Annotated in this window: 13 protein-coding genes and 1 pseudogene; 3 read left to right on the plus strand and 11 right to left on the minus strand. The window is 56.3% G+C overall.

Translation table 11 applies throughout. The features are described from left to right. Positions 1-43: 43 nt before the first annotated feature. Entirely contained in the window at positions 44-2,455 is a 2,412-nt protein-coding gene (locus R8377_RS00245; RefSeq protein ID WP_317642969.1) for an InlB B-repeat-containing protein, read from the minus strand. Positions 2,456-2,982: 527 nt separating this feature from the next. Further along, a complete protein-coding gene (locus R8377_RS00250) occupies positions 2,983-3,147 on the minus strand; it encodes a hypothetical protein (protein WP_317642970.1) in 165 nt (54 codons plus the stop codon). A gap of 369 nt (positions 3,148-3,516) precedes the next feature. On the opposite strand from R8377_RS00250, the gene R8377_RS00255 reads away from it, so the two are divergent. Beyond that, positions 3,517-4,413 (plus strand): rhomboid family intramembrane serine protease, encoded by an 897-nt coding sequence (locus R8377_RS00255; protein WP_317642971.1) that lies wholly within the window; start codon positions 3,517-3,519, stop codon positions 4,411-4,413. Between the two features lie 634 nt (positions 4,414-5,047). Here the strand turns inward: R8377_RS00255 and crgA are convergent. Next, complete coding sequence (gene crgA, locus R8377_RS00260) at positions 5,048-5,563, minus strand: cell division protein CrgA (RefSeq protein ID WP_317642972.1); 516 nt, start codon at positions 5,561-5,563, stop codon at positions 5,048-5,050. Between the two features lie 87 nt (positions 5,564-5,650). Between crgA and R8377_RS00265 the strand changes: the two genes are divergently transcribed. Both R8377_RS00265 and R8377_RS00270 read left to right on the plus strand, forming a co-directional pair. Next, complete coding sequence (locus R8377_RS00265) at positions 5,651-6,439, plus strand: DUF881 domain-containing protein (protein ID WP_317642973.1); 789 nt, start codon at positions 5,651-5,653, stop codon at positions 6,437-6,439. Next, positions 6,436-7,563, plus strand: a complete 1,128-nt coding sequence (locus tag R8377_RS00270; RefSeq protein WP_317642974.1) for a class E sortase — start codon at positions 6,436-6,438, stop codon at positions 7,561-7,563. The genes R8377_RS00265 and R8377_RS00270 overlap by 4 nt, the downstream gene beginning before the upstream one ends. Positions 7,564-7,712: 149 nt before the next feature. Here R8377_RS00270 and asnB read toward each other — a convergent pair whose 3' ends face one another. From asnB to R8377_RS00310, 8 genes and pseudogenes are all read right to left on the minus strand, one after another. After that, positions 7,713-9,671 carry an asparagine synthase (glutamine-hydrolyzing) gene (asnB, locus tag R8377_RS00275; RefSeq protein WP_317642975.1) on the minus strand — a complete coding sequence of 653 codons (1,959 nt, stop codon included), beginning with the start codon at positions 9,669-9,671 and terminating at the stop codon, positions 7,713-7,715. Between the two features lie 426 nt (positions 9,672-10,097). Beyond that, a pseudogene (pknB, locus tag R8377_RS00280) lies at positions 10,098-12,065 on the minus strand (Stk1 family PASTA domain-containing Ser/Thr kinase); the annotation flags it as partial. Next, the gene (locus tag R8377_RS00285; protein WP_317642977.1) at positions 12,062-13,111 is read right to left on the minus strand and encodes a serine/threonine-protein kinase; all 1,050 of its coding nucleotides are present in this window, start codon (positions 13,109-13,111) and stop codon (positions 12,062-12,064) included. The pseudogene pknB and the gene R8377_RS00285, both read right to left, overlap by 4 nt. Further along, the gene (locus R8377_RS00290; RefSeq protein ID WP_317642978.1) at positions 13,108-14,571 is read right to left on the minus strand and encodes a peptidoglycan D,D-transpeptidase FtsI family protein; all 1,464 of its coding nucleotides are present in this window, start codon (positions 14,569-14,571) and stop codon (positions 13,108-13,110) included. The genes R8377_RS00285 and R8377_RS00290 overlap by 4 nt, the downstream gene beginning before the upstream one ends. Continuing rightward, positions 14,564-16,024, minus strand: a complete 1,461-nt coding sequence (locus R8377_RS00295; protein ID WP_317642979.1) for an FtsW/RodA/SpoVE family cell cycle protein — start codon at positions 16,022-16,024, stop codon at positions 14,564-14,566. The genes R8377_RS00290 and R8377_RS00295 overlap by 8 nt, the downstream gene beginning before the upstream one ends. Beyond that, positions 16,021-17,739 carry a PP2C family protein-serine/threonine phosphatase gene (locus tag R8377_RS00300; RefSeq protein ID WP_317642980.1) on the minus strand — a complete coding sequence of 573 codons (1,719 nt, stop codon included), beginning with the start codon at positions 17,737-17,739 and terminating at the stop codon, positions 16,021-16,023. The genes R8377_RS00295 and R8377_RS00300 overlap by 4 nt, the downstream gene beginning before the upstream one ends. Before the next feature lie 5 nt (positions 17,740-17,744). Then, the gene (locus R8377_RS00305; protein WP_317642981.1) at positions 17,745-18,278 is read right to left on the minus strand and encodes an FHA domain-containing protein FhaB/FipA; all 534 of its coding nucleotides are present in this window, start codon (positions 18,276-18,278) and stop codon (positions 17,745-17,747) included. Positions 18,279-18,309: 31 nt separating this feature from the next. Then, positions 18,310-19,017: an FHA domain-containing protein gene (locus tag R8377_RS00310; protein ID WP_317642982.1), complete on the minus strand. Its 708-nt coding sequence runs from the start codon at positions 19,015-19,017 to the stop codon at positions 18,310-18,312. Positions 19,018-19,223: the final 206 nt, after the last annotated feature.

Here is a 19,223-nt window from a genome sequence, read left to right on the forward strand (position 1 = left end):
CATGAGGCGATAGTTTCTGAATCGGCTGGGTGAATTGCCCGAATTATTGCAGTAGTTGCCGATGTTGGGCTGTCTTGTGTTGGCGACGCTTGCGCTGGTGTAAGGCTGCATAAAAAGTTGTCGCTGCAAGACCCAAAGCCAGCAAACTTGTTCCCCCTAGGCGTTCTATGGGTGTGCTCCCCGCTTCTGGCAAGATGAGCGATGTATAGGTGTAAGTGAGTTCGCGGTTGTTCTGCGGCACACCGGATAGGGTCCAAGAGATGGTGACAGTTACCGGTCCTGCCATGTGGGGTGGGGTGGTGATGTCCCAGCCGTCGTGCAGCGGGTTGTAGGTTGGCCCGGTTTGCGGGGCTTGCCCGTCTATCGTGACTCCTGTAATGACAACATTTGCAGGTGTGCGCGGCTCAAATTTCGGAGTTTGGCGTTTTGCTGTAGTGTCTGATTCGCGCTTAGAGTCGTTGTCTTGTTTGTCATCTGCTTGTTTTTCTGTCTCATTTTCTGTCTCATTTTCTGTTTTGCTCTCACCTTCTTCGACTGAGGCAGCTTCTACGGTTTGGTCAGGCTGGGAGTCTGCGTCGTTGTGCTCTGCCTCTGCGTCGTCATGTTCTGCCTCTGCGTCGTTGTGCTCTGCCTCAGGTTGTGGCTCAAGTTTTCGGTTGAATTGGCTGAAGGTGTGTATCGTGTTTGCCGTGATGGTAACAAGGGTGCCGCCTTCTACTGGGCCAGTATTGGGAGTGAGGGCGAAATTGTAGTATTCCCACCCGGCAGTAAGTGTCATGTGTCTATTGACTGGTTCGTTGAAATTGTAAGGATGACCATCGAGATACCATCCTGTGAAGTGATGGTCATACCAAGTGGGTGCGCCGGGTGGTGAGGCTTTTGATCCGACGACGATGTATTGATTGCCGGGCGGATTGCCGGGAGCTCCACTGAGGTTGAATGCGACGGTGTAGATAGCGAGGAAGGTGTACCTGAGGGGCTCGGCAGGATACAAAATATCGTCGAGGGTCCACTCGACGCTTACAATCACATCTCCGGGCTGGTGGCGTTGAGTACTGCCTCTCCATATGCCAGACACTATTTCCGATGTGCCCGGGGTAAGTTGACCGTCTATGATAACTCGTTCGATGTGGAGACGGCCGCCAACTCGCACGGGTGTCAGCCGATCTTGCATGTGTCCGTCACCAATTTGCCCATTACGTCCACGGCCCCAAGCGTAAGCGCCGCCGTCGTTGCCAATAGCGAAAGAAGAGAGAGTGCTAGTGGCAACGCTGATGAAAGCTACTCCGTTGGGCACACGTACCTCAACTGGAACGGTAGACTCCACGGTGTTACCAGTACCCAGGCCGCCTACTAGGTTCGAGCCCCATGCGTAGGTTTTCTGATTGCTGCCGATAGCAAGCGTGTGGGCTCCTTTTGAATTCATTTGTGTAATTCCAACGCCGGGAGGCATAAGGATGTTGTGAACGACTGGCCGAGAACTCCCATTTTTAGAACCATTACCCCACAAGCCCCCATTAGCGCCCCAAGCGTATCTTACCCCATTATTGGTGGTAGCGAATGTGTTGTTTCCTCCTGTAGTGAGACTCGTCCATCGCAGGCCTGCTGGCGGGCGCACCGGTGCTGCTGTAAGAGATACTGTGGAATTGCCAATGCCAAGTTGTCCATAATCGTTGAACCCCCAAGCGTAGATGTTGCCATCGTTGCCTAAAGCATATGCGCTGTATGAGCCTGCGCTAATGCTGGTGATACGCACGTGATTTGGTATGCCAACAACTGGTGTGGGAACATAACGGTGTTTATTGTCGCCGACGCCAAGATTTCCGTAGGGTGTCTTTTGCCCAGGATCGTAAATCAACCTTGAGTTGCATCCCCAAGAGTAGACTCTGCCATTGTCCGCGAGAGCGATGTTGAAGTCGTTTCCGGCTTGGATTTGGATGAAACGGCCCACTCCCCACGGCAGCGGCACCCTCGCGGGCACTGAGCGGCCACCTTTAGACCCTAAACCAGATTGCCCTTCTTTGCTGTATCCCCAAGTATAAACGTTGCCGTCGTTTCCGAGCGCAATCGAATTCTGGGAATCGCCTGTGCCAATTTGGATAAATCTTACATTAGGAGGGGTATGCACTCTATCTGGTTTAAGATGGGTGGCTGTAGTATTGTTGCCGAGCTGACCATGTCCGTTCGTGCCCCAAGCGTATGCGTTACCATCATCGCCAATAGCCAGCGTATGGTAGAGAGACGCACTTATTGAGGTAAATCTTACGCCGCTTACGGTATACGGTGTGATGGTGAGGGGGGTGCCACCAGTTTCTAATCCGGCCGATGGGCTGAGTCGAAAATGTGCGGAGGAGGAGTCAGCTTTGGCGGGCTGAACGCTTTGAAGAGCCCCCCCCCCAAGGATTATTAGAGCTAGCGCGAGTCTGAGCGCGCGAGCTGGGCGATAGCGGTGCATAATAGCCTCCGAGTGGTCTCTAATAACGCACGCGACGCGGTAGACCACTTTATCTCATGTAGGTTTTGCAAGGTTTGTGCGTTACCGATTCCCCAACCTTCCGCACTGCCTTTTGACACATATATTGTCAGCTTAGCAGTGTTAGTGGCCTGGCTCCAAGCTGTGAACTACAAACTTGTGTAATCCACCCTTCCGCGTTGCTAGTTTAAGGTTTCTTTCGGAGGGAGAGGGCCTGCGACTCTTTGTTCGTGCGTCTGCTGCTCACTTGAGGCATAACCGGGCGAAGCGATGCCCCCCAAGCAAGTTTGTTTGATGATTTGGCTGCCCGCAGGTGGTGCCCCTTACTGCGATTGTGGTGGGTGCTGGCTTGTGTGGTTGCGTAGGCTATTGCTGCTATGAGGCTGAGAGCCAGGCGGATACACGGCTGTGATTTGCCAAGTGTGAGATAGAAAAAGAGGGCAAAACCGCACGTTTCAAGCGGGGCGGTGCCCAGGCAGCCGTAAACTGCGCCAGACTCCGCAGCCGCTCTAAGAACGGGTATTGAACCAGCTCATAGCGAAGCCGCTAAAAGCGACCGCGCCTAAGAGCACCACAGCAGAAGCCGAATCGACCTTGCTAGCGAGAATGGCCATCGGAATGACCTTCACAGTCCCCCACCCGGAAGAGCCCGGCTCATTGTTGCTAGGAGTCATAATGACACCTTTCTGTTAATACAATGCAGCCGGGCCGGTTGACCCGGCCGACCACTCGTGTGATTCGGTTCTTCGTCCAAGAAGTACCTAACATTTGAGCGGTAATATCTATGCTACAAGCTGCATCCGTCTTTGCGAAATAGCCGCCGAGAATATATAATGAAAATGTTAGTGGGGAGTCAGTCCACTGAGAAGCGCTTTAAGCGGGTATTGTACTTTGACGCTTCTTTGGACTTCCTACTGATAGGGCGTTCATTGTTCGTCCTCTGTTAAATGTGCAGTCAGGCCATCGGTTCAGTAAAGACCGGTGGCCTTTTGCTTGGCGGGGTAGGGGGAGCGCGGTTGGGGGCTGACCGGTAGGATGGGGGCATGACTTATGATGGCTCTTCTTCAACGCCCAATCCGCAGCAGCCCCAGCCCCAGTACCAGCAGCCTCAGTACGGGCAGCAGGCGCAGGGCTATCAGGCCCAGTATTATCCCTTTGGTGGTCCGGAGCCGCAGAACTCCCCGGATCCGCGCGGTCCCCAGCGCCCCAGTCGCTTCAAATCCCACCTGCGCTTCTACTGGCAAGACGGCGGCCCGGTCATCACGGCTGCCATCACCGTTATCTGCGTAGCCGTGTGGCTGCTCGAACTCTACGGCTACTACCTCAACCCGGCCTTCTACGCGCGCATGCTCAGCAACGGCGCCTTCATTCCCGCGCTGGCCAGCCACCGCCCGTGGATGTTCGTCAGCTCCATGTTCCTCCACGCCACCAATGTGACCCACGTGCTCTTCAACATGCTCACGCTCTGGGCCGTGGGGCCAGTTTTGGAGCGGATGCTGGGCCACTGGCGCTACCTGGCGCTCTACATGCTCAGCGGCATTGGCGGCAGCGTTGGTATGCTCGTCGCTGCCGTGATTCAACCTCAGGGCTGGATGGTCTCCGCCGTTGGCGCATCGGGCGCTATTTTCGGCCTCTTCGGCGCGGTGCTGGTGGTCTACAAGCGCTCGGGCACCGATATTCGCTCCATGCTCGTGTTCGTAGGCATCAACTTAGCCATGCCCTTCTTCGTCTCCGGCATTGCCTGGCAGGACCACGTCGGCGGTTTTGTGACCGGCGGACTCCTCACCCTTATGCTCATTTCCGGCCTCGGTTTCCTACGGGGGAAAACTCTGACGGCCAGAATGTGGATAAGTGGACTAGTTATAGGGGTTATCTTGCTAGTGCTCGCCATCTTCTGCTTCGGACAGAACCCGTTGAGTGGTGTAAATCTGCCATTCTGAGCCGCTTTGAGCCCCTGTGCACATCTTGCGAATTACACGCTTGTAAGCTATCCACAACTGTGGGTAAAAGTGTGGATAAGTAGAGGATAAGCAGTGCACAACTGTGGATAAGTCTCTTCAGCCCCGCCAACAAGCCACTCCGCTGAGTCAGGTAACGGCCCAAGTTGTGCACAAGCAGAAGGCAGGTTCACAATCAGGCGAAACTACCGGTGCAGGACCATGTTTGTGCCGAACCGTGCCCATGATGCACTGTGCACACGCTCCAACGGGCCGTCGCAAACCGTATCTGTGCACAACTATGTCTGTGCAAAACCGTGTCTCGTCCACTATGCGGCCGTGCTGAAAAGTGTCAGTGGCCGAAAGTTCGCGTTCTGGCGAAGAAATGCGCAAAAATGTGCCATAATTGCCGATTTAATGGCCGAAAGTTCGCGTTTGGGAGCGAAAGTGCGCACATTTCGGCCACTGAGCACCGAACGGCTGCACGAAGCACCGGCCTCGCGTATCCCGCTTCCCGCATATCCCGCGTATCCCGCATACTCCGCATAGCCGAGGGCATACAAAAACAGACCCCGCTACTGCACGGGGTCTGTTGATACGACAAAGAAAGTAACCGGCGAGGCCTAGAAGCCCGCTGTTACCGCCACCACATCGTCATAAAGAAGCCAACCAGCAAGATGCCGAAGCCAACTAGCAGGTTCCACTGGCCGATGTTAGGAATGGGGAAGCTCGTGTGGCCCATGGTGGCAGCCAAGTAGTAGACCACAATCCAAATCAGGCCCAGAATCATCAGCGTAAGGAGGAGCGGCACGAACCAACGCGGGTTAGCCTTGGTGCCCTTAATGGTTTCCTCAACGCGCTTGGTGTTCTCCGCCTGGCGCTGCACAATACGCCGCATCTGAGGGGTCATGTGCTTCGTATCCACATCTTGATTCAAAATGGCCTCGACCTTGTCCATCGAAATGCCATACTCTTCGTCCGAATCGGCAGAATCCTCAGATTCCTTGGCTTCTTCCGAAACCTTTTCCGACTCAATCGACTCAGCCTTCGCATTCGCCGTCTTCAGCTCCCCAGCCTCAGAAGCAGCCCCCTGCACCTCGCTGAGCTCACCGTCCTCGGACACGCCGCCTTCGTGGACTTCGCGCTCTGCCATGAGAATATTCTCCTTCAATAGTCTATAAAGACATAGTACCGGTTACACTCGAAAGTAACTATATCGCAAGCGGAAGAAGGGAACCGCATGGTGGGGGCAAAGCCGAAGGGTAAGGGCAAGCCAAGTGCCAAACCGCGAGCCAAGCATGGCGCCCGCAGTTCGGTCCTTGGCACGGTCAGCGTGGCTCTCATACTTGCTTTGATGGGCTATATGCTGGCCATCAACGTGCGCGTGAACCGCACCGTGACCACCACCTCAGATACCACCGGACTGTTGGAAGAGCGCGAAAGCAAGGTGCGCGAGCTGCGTCGGGAAATCAACCAGATGAGTACGCAAATAGATTCACTCAAAAACTTCACTAACAATCAAGACGTTTCAAAAGTGAGTGAAGACGCAGGCTCAGGCACTGTGCTCAAAGCGGTACGAGGCCCCGGCGTGAGCGTGACGCTCAACGATTCGCCTCTCTGGCAGCAGAAAGTGGACGCAACCGGTACCACTGCCAACATCAACGATTACGTGATTCACCAGCAAGATGTGGAGAGCGTGGTCAATGCTTTATGGGCTGGCGGGGCCGAGTCTATGCAGATCCAAGACCAGCGCGTCTTGCCTACTACCGCGGTGCGTTGCGTGGGTAACGTGCTCCTGCTTCACGGGCGAAAGTACTCTCCGCCTTTTACTATTGCAGCTATTGGACCAGTTAATAAGATGACTGCTGCCTTGGATGACTCGCCTTCGGTGAGGATATACAAGGAGTATGTAGCCACTTTGGGATTAGGGTGGAAGCTGGAGCGCTCGGATAAACTCGAGTTCCCGCAGGCGACCTCCATGCTCCAGCCGCTCCAATATGCGACCGTCGATGAGAAAGCGCAGCAATGAACGAGAACCTGTCGGAAACGAGTAAACACGTCTCGCCGGAGACCAACCATGGCCGCCGGCAGGGTGGCGTATCGCGAGTGGCTGGCATTGTGGGCGAAATTCTCGCCACGCTAGCCTTGCTTTGTGCGCTCTACGTGGTCTGGCAACTGTGGTGGACCGGAGTGCAAGCCCAGCATGCGCAGATGGAAACGAAGCAGACCTCTTCTTGGTCAGCACCCGCTGGATCCAAGGGCGGGGAAGAGAAAGTAGCTCCCAAACAGGAGGGCGACGTACCCATCCAGCCTCAGTCAGCCAGCCGGGGTGATCTCGTGGCCCAGCTGTATGTGCCACGCTTCGGCGCCACTTGGGAGCGCAACGTAGTAGAGGGTACGTCTGCTGATTTGCTGGCATACGGCGGTATTGGCCACTATTCGCAGAGTCAGATGCCGGCGCAGATAGGCAACTTTGCGCTCGCCGGCCACCGAGCGGGCTACGGTGAACCGCTCTCAAATGTGGACAAGCTCCAAGATGGCGACCCCATCATTGTGCGCACGCAAGACTACTGGTATGTGTACCACTACACTTCCCACAAAATCGTGGACCCCTCAGATGTGTCGGTGATTGCGCCTAACCCGCAGGAGCCCGAGAGTGCTGCAACCAAGCCGATGATTACGCTCACTACTTGCGAGCCCAAGTATGCTTCCGCAGCCCACCGCTGGATTAGCTGGGGCGAATTCAGCTACTGGGCCAAGGTCTCCGACGGTGTGCCCCAAGAGCTGGCCGCTAAAAACAACGATGGCGTGACCTTCGTAAACGAGCGTAAGCCTTCGCCTTTGGTCAAGGTGGGCTCCCTGCTGCCGACGATGACTCTCTTGCTCTTTGCTTACATCATCATCTATCTGGCAGCGTTCGTAGCCTGGCGCTACCCCAAGTTGCAGGCCATTTCCGATGGCCGCGAGCCCAAGCCCTACTTGAGCTTCTACGGCTGGCTCACCCGCCACCAGTCCGGCATTAAGCCGGTGCGGGTGGTGCTGATACTGCTGCTGGCACTCATAGCTTGCAGTGTGATGTTCGAGTGGGTCTTCCCCTGGATGGCGGCGCATGTGCCCTTCATGCGGGCGATTTCCAACTATCCAACCGTCTAGCAAACGTGCCGCTGGCTGGCAATAGGTCAAAAAGCGGTCTATAAGCGCCCAAAAGGGGCCGGGAGACAATCTCCTGGCCCCTTTACGTATTTGAAAGCAAGCCTCGCAGAGAGCCTGCTGGGTGCCTTAACGGCGGTTTGATCTTTAGCCTAAGCCAGCTTGCCTTCGTCTACGAACGCCTGCACATCTGGCTGCAAATGCTCATACTGGCTCACTGCTTGGTCAAAGTTCACAAAGTAGATCTTGTACCAAGTGAGGAAAGTGAAGATGTTCCACACCTGCCGACGCCCGTCAATGCGGCCCTCGTAATTGTTGTCGAGCAAGCGCAAGATGAGGGTCTGGTCGAAGATATTGGAAACCCACTCCTCCTCGAAGAGAGCGCGCACCTGCTTGTAATACTGCTCCTGCTGGAGCCAAGACTTAATCGGCACCGGGAAGCCCAGCTTGGGGCGCTTAGCCCACTCGTCGGGCAGGTGGCGGCGGGCTGCCTTGCGGAAGATAGCCTTGGAATTGTGACGGTTAAAGAGCATGCGCGAGGGGATGGAATTGGCCAGCTCAGCCACTTCGCGGTCCAAGTAGGGCACGCGCACTTCCAGCGAATGAGCCATCGAAATCTTGTCGGCCTTTTGCAAGATGTCGTTGAGCATGAAGTGGTGGAGGTCGATGTATTGCATCTGCTTTACATCTTCGGCGCCCTTGACCTTCGCGAAGTCTTCCTGATAGATGCTGTTGACCGTCAAATCGTTGCGGTACTGGGGCTGCAAGAGGTTGTTGGCCTGGCCGGAGGTAAACATCGTGGGCTGAACCGTGTCGTAGGCGTAGGCCTGACCGGTGTAGTACTCAGCTGGGTCCGCGGTGTGCGTGTAGAGCTGGGTTTTGCCCGGGAAGTTAGGCATTTTAGCCAGCGCGTGGCCGATGCCGTGGCGCATACCTGCGGGCAGTTTGCCCAAGCCGTCTGCCAACGCCCGAATGAAGCCGTTGCCGGAGTGGTCGCCGTAGTTAATATAGCCAGCAAAGAGCTCGTCTGCGCCCTCGCCGGAGAGCACCACCGTTACCTTCTGGCGGGCCAATCGGCACAGGTACCACAGGGGAATTACTGAAGGATTGGCATCAGGCTCGTCCAAGTGGTATTGCATCTCGGCGAAGTCGCGGAAGGCTTCGTCTGCCGAGACGGTGGCCTTGTTGAAGTGAAGTCCCTCATGGTCTGCCAAGGCTTGGGCTGGGCCAACTTCATCGTAGGGGCCTTCGTCGAAGTTTACGGTGAAGACCTCTTGCGGCCGCAGGAGCGAGGTGACGTACGAGGAATCCACGCCCTCAGACAGGAAGGAGCCCACCGGCACGTCGGAGACGGTGTGGAGCTCGACTGACTCCTGCACAGCGCGGTCAATCAACTCCTCAGTTTCGGCCTCAGAGCGTTGGTAATTCACCTCATACTGGGCATCCCAATACTGGTGAATCTGGAAATCATCGCCTTGAAGCTCGAACCAGTGCCCAGCCGGGAAGCGGTAGACGCCCTTGAAGAAGGTCTCATTGAGATCGTTGTATTGGTTCATTAAGAAGGGCTTGACGGCGGCTTCGTTGAGCTCGCGCTTGAAATGCGGTTCCTTAAAGAAGGCCTTAATTTCGGAGCCCACAATGAAGGTGGAACCCTCGCGGTAGTAGTAGAGCGGCTTGATGCCGAAGAAATCGCGGGCACCCAGCAGGGTTTTGGTATTGTCATCCCAAATGAGGAAGGCAAACATGCCTCGCACGCGCTTCAAAAGCCCATCCATGCCCCACTCTTCGTAGCCGTGGAGGAGCACTTCGGTGTCTACCTTAGTTTTGAACTTGTAGCCAGCGTCGACCAGCTGCTTGCGCAGGGTCTGGAAGTTGTAAATCTCGCCGTTAAAGGTGATAACGACGGAGCCGTCTTCGTTAAAAATCGGCTGCTTGCCCGACTTCAAATCGATTACAGAGAGGCGGCGGAATCCTAGGGCCACCTGCTCGTTTGTGTAGAAGCCGGAGCCTTCTTCGTTGGGGCCGCGATGCTGAATCATCTTCATCATGGCCTGGATGGTAACGTCCTTATCCAGGATTTCGCGGTCGCTAAATGCGATAATGCCGCACATGCCATCCTCCTCTTACGTCAAAAGTACGTAGGTATACAGCGGTTAACTCATAGATACTAAGCCAAGGCGGTGAAAAGACGCTCTGGGCTGAGTCTGGGAAAGTTCCCGGCCGGGTGGAGCCGAGCTTGAGGCCGAAGCTGTCTGCCCTGCGCCACCCAGCCGGAGCCTTTAATTCGAGCTGCCCGAACTTGGGTTTGGATTTGGACTTTGGTTCTGACTTGGGTTGGAGCCTGAGCCAGACGACGGATTGACCGTAATCACCTTGATGATGCTGCCTTTAGTCACATTGCCCTGGGGGCTGGCCGACTGCACGAGTGCGCTCGAATCAGTTGGGCCGGTAACATTCATGCTCAAACCAGCCGCAGATAGCTTCTGTTGGTACTCGCCCAAGGTGGTTTTGCCCACTTCTACGGTCGGCACCGCTACAGCTCCCTCTTTCGTGGTGAGGGTAACGGTGTCTTTGTCCTTGTCGATAGTGCTGCCGGGCTTGGGATCTTGGCCGGTCACTACCGAGTTGTCATCGGAGGGGCCGTTGACCGTAATCTTAACTCCGCCCAGCAGGCTCTTAGCGTCGCTCAGCGTCTTTCCGGTTACATCTTTCAAGCTCATGCCGTCAGAGACGGTCAGCGTAATCATCGAGCCTTGAGCAATTGACGTGCCCGCAGCTGGGTCCGAAGAGATGACCATATCTTTGGCCACCGTGTCGGAATGCTGCTTTTGGATGGTAACGGTGAAGCGCTGAAGCATGTTGCGTGCATCGTCTTGCTTCTTGTTAGCCACATCCGGCACCTTGGTCATGCCCGAAGAAATGTAAAGCAAGATGCTGGAACCCTTGGGAGCGGACTGACCGCTGGCCGGATCCGTGCGGGTTACGCGGTTCTTATCCACGTCTCCCGCGTCCTCGATTGAAGCAGACGGGCTTACTTTAAAGCCTGCCTTCTCGAGTTTGTTGCGAGCGTCCTCTTGGGTGAGGTTCTTCACATCTGGAATCTTGGTAGACTGCGGGCCCGAAGAGAACCAAACCGTGACTGTGGAGCCCTTCTTGACCTTGGAACCGGCCTTGGGGCTCTGCTTGGTGAAAGTGCCCTCAGGCTCAGCCGAATCAGGGTCGGACTCTTCCGCATACTGGAAGCCAGCGGCAGTAATCTTCTCTTTGGCCAGCAGCTTCGACATCTGCGCGTTAATCTCCGGCACCGCAGCCATGTCGCGTTTGTCTCGGTTGAGATAGGACCAAGCGCCCAAGGCCACTAAAATCAGCACTAGGGCCGAGGCAATGGAGGAGATAACAATCTTCTTCTTGCGTTTTTTAGCATCTTGCTCAGCTTTGCGGGTGCGGGCTTGGGTAGCGGTTTGTGCAGCTACTCCGGCCAGCTGTTGGCCGCTTTCACTCAGTGGGGCGAAGGCTTGAGTCGCTGCTGTTGCCTCGTCAATGGGCGAGAGCGTGGAAGTAGCGGCCTCCTGTTCGGCAGCCTTGCGTGCGCGCATATTTGCCAAGTCCGTAAGCGGGTTGAAGGCAGCAGCCACGGGGGTTCCGCCATTCATGAAGGCCATGATGTCGTTCTTGAACTCGGTCGCCGTCGCATAGCGGTTCTGGCGGTCCTTGGCCATAGCCTTAGCGCAAATCGAGTCCCACATCTTGGGCAGTCCGGGCACAATAGCCGAGGGCGGAGTCGCAACTTCGGAGACGTGCTGGTAGGCGATAGCAACGGCCGAATCCCCGTTGAAGGGGGCACGCCCGGTCAGCATTTCGTAGAGCACACAGCCTGCCGAATACAGGTCGGAACGCATATCGACGTTCTCGCCGCGGGCCTGCTCAGGGCTCAAATACTGGGCGGTACCCACAACTCCCTGCGACTGAGTCATAGTAGCGGCCGAGTCGTCGAGCGCGCGGGCAATTCCAAAGTCCATGACCTTGACGATGCCCTGCTCGGAAATCATAATATTGCCGGGCTTGATGTCGCGGTGGATGATGCCCATGTGGTGGGAGTATTCTAGGGCGTTCAAGACCCCAATCATCACCTGCTCGGCATCGCGCTGGCTCAGGGCGCCGTTGGCCTTAATGATGGCACGCAAGGTCTGGCCCTTCACGTATTCCATCACCAAATAGGGTACGCGTTCCTGGTTGCCGGCTTCATCGGTGAGCACTTCCTCGCCCGAGTCGTAAATAGATACGATGTTGGGGTTGTTTAGCTGCGCCACCGAGTGTGCTTCGCGGCGGAAGCGGCTGAGGAAGATCTCATCGTTGGTTAAATCCGAACGCATAATTTTCACGGCAACAGTGCGCCCTAGGCGGGTGTCGAGGGCAGTGTGCACCTCGGCCATGCCGCCGCGGCCAATGAGCTGGCCAATCTCATAGCGTCCGTTCGCTAGGGAAGCTGGTAGTGCGATGCTCATAGGGAATCCCCTCCGTTTGCTGTCCGAGGATTGTCGGTTACGATTCGTGCTCTTGCATTAATTCCGGTAATCAGGTTCGTTATTGCCGAATTGGTTACGCTTGCTGGGTGGTAAACCAAAGCTGGCCTAGCGGGTGGAAGCGTGGGCTTATGGGGCTCACTAGTCACTCGCCGAGGTAAGGGCTTGCGTTGATCAAGCAACTGGGTCTCGGCCAATTGTCGGTTGAGTATCCGCTGCTCAATCTTAGCTAAAGTCCTAGAAACCACGAGTGCGTCTGCCGGGCGGTCAGCTGGCTCTTTAGCTAGCATCGACATCACAAACTGCGAAAGCTGCGTGTCTACCGAGTCCGGAAGCGGCGGTACAGGGTCGTTGACATGGGCGGCGGCAATATCGACGGCCGTAGCGCCGGTAAAGGGCCGGTGCCCGCACAGGCCTTCGTAAGCCACGACTCCTAGCGAGTAAATATCAGACTGCGGAGTAGCTTTCAAACCTTGCGCTTGCTCGGGTGAAATGTATTGAGCCGTGCCGACTACCATGCCATCTTGGGTGATTTGGCCCTGGTTCGTAGAGTAGGAGACGCCGAAATCGGTAATTTTCACCTCGCTGGTCTGAGAAACCATAATGTTTGCAGGCTTTACGTCGCGATGAATTACTCCGTGTGAGTGGGCCACAAACAAGCCGCGGGCGGTCTGAATCAAAATGGGCAGAAGCTCGGTGGGGTCGAGAGTTCCTTGGCGCTTGTATACGTCGGCTAGTGACTCTGAAGGCACGTATTCCATGATGATGAAGCCGATGCCGTCGTGTTCATAGTAGCCAAAGAGCGCCGCGATGTTAGGGTGGGCCAAATTAGCGGAATTGTGGGCCTCGGACCGCAAGCGTTGGATGCGTGACTCTTCGTTGGTTAGGTCTGGACGCAGGGCCTTAATGGCTACCACGCGGCTGAGCTGAATGTCGAAGCCCTTCCAAACTTCGCCCATGCCGCCCTGAGCTAGGCGCTGGTCCAAACGGTAACGTCCGTGAACGAGCTGTCCTTCAATCAGTTTCATTTGAGCGCCTCCTGCATGACTCGCTTCATAATAGGCCCGGCTGAGGCAGCGCCGAACGTATTGGTGGAATGGACTACTACGGCTACTGCAATCTTGGGCTGCTGGGCCGGTGCGAAACCGATGGTCCAGCCGTCGTTGGCAGTGTTGCCTACGCCGATTTGCGCGGTGCCGGTCTTAGCGGCCACCTGAGCCCCCGGAATCTGTAAGTTGGGCGAATCCTTGGTGACTACTGCTTCCATCATCGCAGTCAACGCCTTGGCCGTATCTTCGGAGAAAGGCTCGGAATAGACGGAAGGCGAGGCTTCGCTTAAGACGCTTAAGTCAGAGGAGCGCACGCGGTCTACCAGCGTGGGTTGCATGAGCTTACCGCCGTTGGCTACCGCGGCCGCCACCATTGCGTTTTGCAGGGGTGTGTTCAAGGTGTCGCCTTGGCCGATGGAGGCTTGGGCGAGCTTGTCGGGCGTGGCGTCGGCAGGGAACTTGGAAGCCGTGGCCTTCATGGGCTGGCCGGTTGAATCTGTACCATCGATGGTAATCGTTGAACCGTAGCCAAACTTCTTGGCTTGGTCAGCTAAGCTTTGGCCGCCTAAGCTCACGCCGAGTTGGGCAAAAGCCGTGTTGGAGGAGTAGGCCAGCGCGTCTTGCATGGCGATTTTGCCGCTGTAGCCATTGCCTGCTGCCGTGGCGTTGGTCAGGTTAACTGATGTGCCCGGCAGTGTGTATGCAGCGCCCGCGGGAATCTGCGAATCTGCGTGGTATTTACCCGATTCTAGAGCTGCCGCTGCCACAATGACCTTGAAGGTGGACCCGGGTGGGTAGAGCTGGGAGGTGGCACGGTTCAGCATGGGATTGTCTTCTTGGTGGGCAATGTCGTTATAGGCTTGGACGGCTGCGTTCGTGTCGTGCGTGGCCAGCGTATTAGGGTCGTAAGAGGGCGTGGAAACCATAGCCAAGATTCGGCCGGTCGAAGGTTCAATCGCCACTACAGAGCCCGACTGCCCGCCCAAGGCTTGGTAAGCGGCCTCCTGAAGCTTGGGGCTGATCGAAGTCTCGATGGAAGCACCCTTGTTTTGTGCGCCGGTAAAGAGAGCCCGGATCTTGTCGAACCAGAGACTATCGGCTTGGCCCGAAAGTAGGCGGTTGCGCGAGTTTTCTATGCCGCGGTCGCTGCCGTTGGTAATTGAATAGTAGCCGGTTACGGGAGCGTAAAGGGGGCCGGACGTGTAGGCGCGCTGATATTGGAAAGTGTCGTTGATGGGGTCTGATTGGGCCAAAATAGTGCCATCGGAAGCTAGGATTGAGCCGCGAGGCGCGCCGTATTCAGCATAAAGAGCGCGAGTGTTGCGGGGGTCGTTGTTGAGCGCGTTGGCTCGGATCCCCATGATCGTAGTAGACGAAAGACCTAGGACAACGAAGAGGGCAATAACGGCAGTAAATAGCTGACGGAGCGCTTTATTCATAGCTAACCTCCTGAGCTGAAGAGTTTTCACTAGTGCGGGGAGTAGCCTCGCTCAGCTCTTGTTCTTCGCGCTGCTGCCCAATCTCATGCTCGCGCAACACAGCTAGCGCTTCATAGCGGAAGGTGTCCGAGGAAACTTCTGGCGCGGGTCGGTTGGCAGCGTTGGAGATGACGATTAGCAAGACAGCTAAGAGGCAGTTAGCGATAAGTGATGATCCGCCCGCTGCCATGTATGGCATAGTTAAACCGGTCAGAGGGATAACGAGCGTGATGCCGCCCACTACGGTGAAGACCTGGAACGCCATAGTGAAAACTAAACCGGAAGCGAGGAGCTTGCCGAAGCCGTCTTGGATTTTCATAGCAACGACCATGCCCGCGGAGACGATGACCAAGTAAAGAGCTAAGACTACGAGCAAACCAGTGAGTCCGAGCTCCTCGCCCACAGACGAGTAGATGAAATCGGAGTTGGCCAGAGGGGTAATCCACGGGTGGCCCTGCCCCAATCCGGTGCCTAGCAGACCACCAGTTGCGAGGCCGAAAATACCGCGTACCAGCTGGCCGGAGCCGCCGAAAGCCTTGTTGTATTCCTCAGGGCTGAAGGGGTGAAGCCAAGCATCGACGCGGGCGCCTACGTGGGCGAAAAGGAAGGTGGCAGCTACTGCGCCAGCGATGAAGAAAACTGCGCCGATAGCAATCCATGACTTGCGGCCAGTGGCCACGTAGAGCATGGAGACGAACATAGCGAAGAACATGAGCGAGGTGCCCAAGTCGTGCTGCATGACTAGCACGCCCAGCGAGAGTGCCCAAACTACAATAATCGGCCCCAAATCCTTCATACGAGGCATGCGCATACCGAGGAATTTCTTGCCGGCTACGGCCAGCTGATCGCGGTGGTCGAAGAGGTATGCAGCGAAGAAGAAAGCGAGAAAGAGCTTGGCAAATTCGCCCGGCTGCAGGGTGTGGGAACCGATGCCCACCCAGATGCGCGCGCCGCCAATTTCGCGGCCAAAGCCCGGAATCATGGGGGAGAGGAGAAGAATGATGCCCACCACCATGCTTACGTAGGAGAACTTGCGCAAGACCCGGTAGTCCTTCAATGCAATGGCTAGCGCGCCGCATAAAACCAAGGCCAGGCAGAGCCAAATAAGCTGGTTGACGCCTACTGCCGTGGGCGAACCGACCTTGGCGTTGCGCATATCAATACGGGCAATCATCGTGACACCGAGCGAGCTCAAAATCACCAAGCAAGGCAAAATTACTTGGCTGGCATAGGGCTGGTAAATTTCCAGAACCACCCAAAGCGCAATGAAGAGTAGGGCTGTGATGGTTAGCAATAGCACGTATTCGGCGGGAATGCTACCGCGGGTGCGGGCAAACATCTGGAAGAAACCGATGAAGCCGATAAACAGCGCCAAGAGCAGTAATCCCATACGACGTAAGCGGGTAAGAATCATGGTTGCTGATCCACCCCCTCGGCCAGAGGAGCGGGGCTGGCGCTAGCTTGGGCACCGTTGGGATTCTGGGCCGAATCGCTCATTGTAGGCGAAGTGGTGGGGCTGCTGCTGGTCTCGGGCATCTTGCTGGGCTGGGCGCTCTTGCTTGACTCGCTACTGCTCTTGGAATCGCCGTTTTTGGGCAGGCTCCGAGACTCTTGCCCAATCAAATCGGCGTGGTCCTTGGCCTGGTCGTAGTTGGAGACCGTGATGCCTTGGCGTAGCTGGTCTCGCCAAGACTGCGGTAGGTTGCCCACCTTGATGTCGGTGTGCTCGATGGGATGCGACAAGCTCAGGCCAAAGACGTTGGTAGGCACGCCCTGATAAATAGTGACTACAGACTGATCTTCGCCCAAATAATATTGCTGCTGGCTCCAGTAGTAAGCACCATAGCTGCTGCCACACAAGACTGCCAGCACGGCCACCATAGCGCTCACTACGGCTAGGCGTAAGTGATGCTTGTGGGCTCGCTCCTGCTTGCGTCGCTGCACGTGCTCTTGGCGGATGGCCTTGGCCACGTCTGGATCGTAAGGGTCTGCAGTGGCAGAGCCGTCTTTCTTACGGACGATTGGAATTTCGCCGGTGTCGGGTACATCGCGCTCGCCAGCTTCTTCGCGAGAACTTGAAGGCTGGGCTAATCGCTGTTCATCTTCGCCAGCTGCTACTGCCTCAGATTCGCCTGCCTTATCTGCTGCTTCGGCCTGCGCTGTCTGCTGACCGCTGCCGGAATCCTGCATACTCTGGGCCAAGTCTGCGGCCCGCTTGGCCGGAGAAGTGGTTGAAGATTCGCGCAGTTTGGGGGCTGCTGCTACTGGTTGGTGCACGATGTCTGCAAGGGCTTCCAAGTTGGAGGAAGCGGCGCCACCGATGAGAGGAGTCTGCTGGGGAAGTTCTAGAGCCGAGGCATCTTGAGCGTCAGTGGCATCCCCTACCACGACGGTCACATTGTCGGTGGAACCACCCTTGAGTGCCATTGTAACCAACTGCTGGGCGCACTCGCCCTGATCGGCTACAGAGGCCAGCGTTTGGCCGATTGTGGAGTCTTCGAGCACTCCGCACAAGCCGTCGGAGCAAAGCATCCAGCGGTCGCCGGGCTCAGCCTTGCGAATGGCAATATCGGGGCGGGGGTCGATGTCGAAATCGCCCAACACCCGCATGACGACGTTGCGCTGGGGGTGGCTCTTGGCTTCGGCAGGCGAGATGCGGCCCGTATTAATTAAGTGTTGTACGTATGAATGGTCTTGGGTCATACGCAGGAGTTGGCCCTTGCGCAAAAGGTAGGCGCGCGAATCTCCGATGTGCGCCAGCACCCAGTAGCCGCCCGAAAGAGCCACTGCTGTAACGGTTGTGCCCATGCCAGCCAAGCTGTGCTCGCGGTTGGCTTTGCCAACAATCGCGTCGTGGGCCGCAATCACGGAGGTTTCCATCATCTGAGCGAGGCGCTGCACATCGCCGCCCTGGTCGTCGTGCTCAATGTGAGCCAAGGAGCGAATAGCAATCGTTGAAGCCGTGTCGCCGCCTGCGTGGCCACCCATGCCATCGCACATGGCGATGAGATGCTGCCCAGCGAAGGAGGAATCCTGATTGTCTGAGCGCACGTAGCCAATGTCGGAGATGGTGGTGGAGGAAATGAACAAGCCAGTATTTGTAGAAGTTGATGCGGTTGTTGTAGTCATAATGCCTACCTCAACTCAAAGGTGGTGGCACCGATGCGCACGGGCACGCCGGCCGGCAAAATAGTGGGAGCCTGAATGCGCTGGTCGGCTACAACAGTGCCATTGGTAGATCCCAAATCTTCGATGGCCCACTCGCCAGAGACCGGGTCTTGGTAGACGCGCGCATGATGGGAGGAGACGAATTCGTCGTCTAAAATCAGCGAATTGGAGCTGGCCCTGCCCAAGGTAATGGGCTGCTGGCTCAGGGGCAGCGAGGAGCCGGCAAGTGGTCCGTCGATGACCACAAGCAGGGCTGGGTTTGTGCGACTTGAGCTGCCTCGACCCCGACGAGAATCGGCGGGCTGTTCACTAACAGGCGCTGGAGCGGCTGGCGGAACTGCCTTTTTTGCGGCACGCTGACGCTTGCGCTGGGTGCGCGATACTTTAGGGCTAAACGTTTCGATGTCTTTTCTCAAAGAACGAATCGCAAGCCATAGGAACACCCAGAGCAGTGCCAAAAAGCCATACTTTAAAATGGCGAAAGTCAGTTCGGTCAGCATAAGTAATTCGACCTTACTTCAAGGTCTGGGCTTACTCCCCCTCTTGCTCCTGAGAAGAGGGGGAGTAAAGGATACGAGTACGGCCTACGGTAATGGTGTTGCCATCGAGCAGCGTGGCTGCGGGGACCTGATGGCCCTCCACATACGTGCCGTTGGTGGAACCAAGGTCGCGAGCAATGACACCCTTGTCGGTGACATCGATTTGGAGGTGCTTACGGGAGATGCCCGGATCGTCAATAACGATGTCGCAGGCAGAACCCCGCCCAATCACCGTAGTGGGAGCCGTAAGCAAGTATTGGCGGCCGTTAATCTCCAGAACCGGGCAGTCCTTAGAGTCCTCGTTGGAGGTAACGGGCGCAGCATTGCCCTGTACCGACTCGGAACTCAGGTGGAAATCGCCCTTGTTTAAGTCCAAATCCTCTTCAAAAATCACCACAACCGGGCCAACGAAGGCATAGTGCTGGCTTTCCGCATACTTGGTGAGGTTGTCGGCTAGCTCGTTGGCTAGCGCTTCGGAACCCCACTGCTCAATGCGGTCAAAGTCTGGTGTAGACAGCTTGAAGCGGTATTCGTTGGGCGCCACTGTGCGGTCGCGACCGACGGGCATGGCCTGCGCGTCAATCTCACGCTCAAGGGCGCTCGATAGATCAACGGGCTGTAGATCTTTGGAGCCGAACTTTGAAAATACGCCATTCACGGCGCCTTCAACGCTCTTCTCAAAACGATCGAGAACGCTCATAGTCATCCCTTTCTATTAACCCTTCTATCCTACGCATGAGCCTCTAAAAAGCCGAAAAACTCCACTAATGCTTGCAATTTCTTCAATCCGTGGACCAGTATTTGGGCACAATCCCCACTTTGGGGTGGTCGGGCCATACAGTATATCGAGAACGAAACTTGCAGGTTGCCCGATGAGAAGGGGCAGGCAAGTATTGCCGAGCGCGC

It is taken from the genome of Bombiscardovia apis (assembly GCF_033095945.1).
Lineage (GTDB): Bacteria > Actinomycetota > Actinomycetes > Actinomycetales > Bifidobacteriaceae > Bombiscardovia > Bombiscardovia apis.

Bases quoted from the DNA above. Each gene is read 5' to 3' on its own strand.
- R8377_RS00270 (WP_317642974.1), top strand. From the start codon at position 6,436: ATGAACGAGAACCTGTCGGAAACGAGTAAACACGTCTCGCCGGAGACC.
- R8377_RS00265 (WP_317642973.1), top strand. From the start codon at position 5,651: ATGGTGGGGGCAAAGCCGAAGGGTAAGGGCAAGCCAAGTGCCAAACCG.
- R8377_RS00300 (WP_317642980.1), bottom strand. From the start codon at position 17,739: ATGACTACAACAACCGCATCAACTTCTACAAATACTGGCTTGTTCATT.
- asnB (WP_317642975.1), bottom strand. From the start codon at position 9,671: ATGTGCGGCATTATCGCATTTAGCGACCGCGAAATCCTGGATAAGGAC.
- R8377_RS00255 (WP_317642971.1), top strand. From the start codon at position 3,517: ATGACTTATGATGGCTCTTCTTCAACGCCCAATCCGCAGCAGCCCCAG.
- R8377_RS00250 (WP_317642970.1), bottom strand. From the start codon at position 3,147: ATGACTCCTAGCAACAATGAGCCGGGCTCTTCCGGGTGGGGGACTGTG.
- crgA (WP_317642972.1), bottom strand. From the start codon at position 5,563: ATGGCAGAGCGCGAAGTCCACGAAGGCGGCGTGTCCGAGGACGGTGAG.
- R8377_RS00290 (WP_317642978.1), bottom strand. From the start codon at position 14,571: ATGAATAAAGCGCTCCGTCAGCTATTTACTGCCGTTATTGCCCTCTTC.
- R8377_RS00295 (WP_317642979.1), bottom strand. From the start codon at position 16,024: ATGATTCTTACCCGCTTACGTCGTATGGGATTACTGCTCTTGGCGCTG.
- R8377_RS00305 (WP_317642981.1), bottom strand. From the start codon at position 18,278: ATGCTGACCGAACTGACTTTCGCCATTTTAAAGTATGGCTTTTTGGCA.
- R8377_RS00285 (WP_317642977.1), bottom strand. From the start codon at position 13,111: ATGAAACTGATTGAAGGACAGCTCGTTCACGGACGTTACCGTTTGGAC.
- R8377_RS00310 (WP_317642982.1), bottom strand. From the start codon at position 19,017: ATGAGCGTTCTCGATCGTTTTGAGAAGAGCGTTGAAGGCGCCGTGAAT.
- R8377_RS00245 (WP_317642969.1), bottom strand. From the start codon at position 2,455: ATGCACCGCTATCGCCCAGCTCGCGCGCTCAGACTCGCGCTAGCTCTA.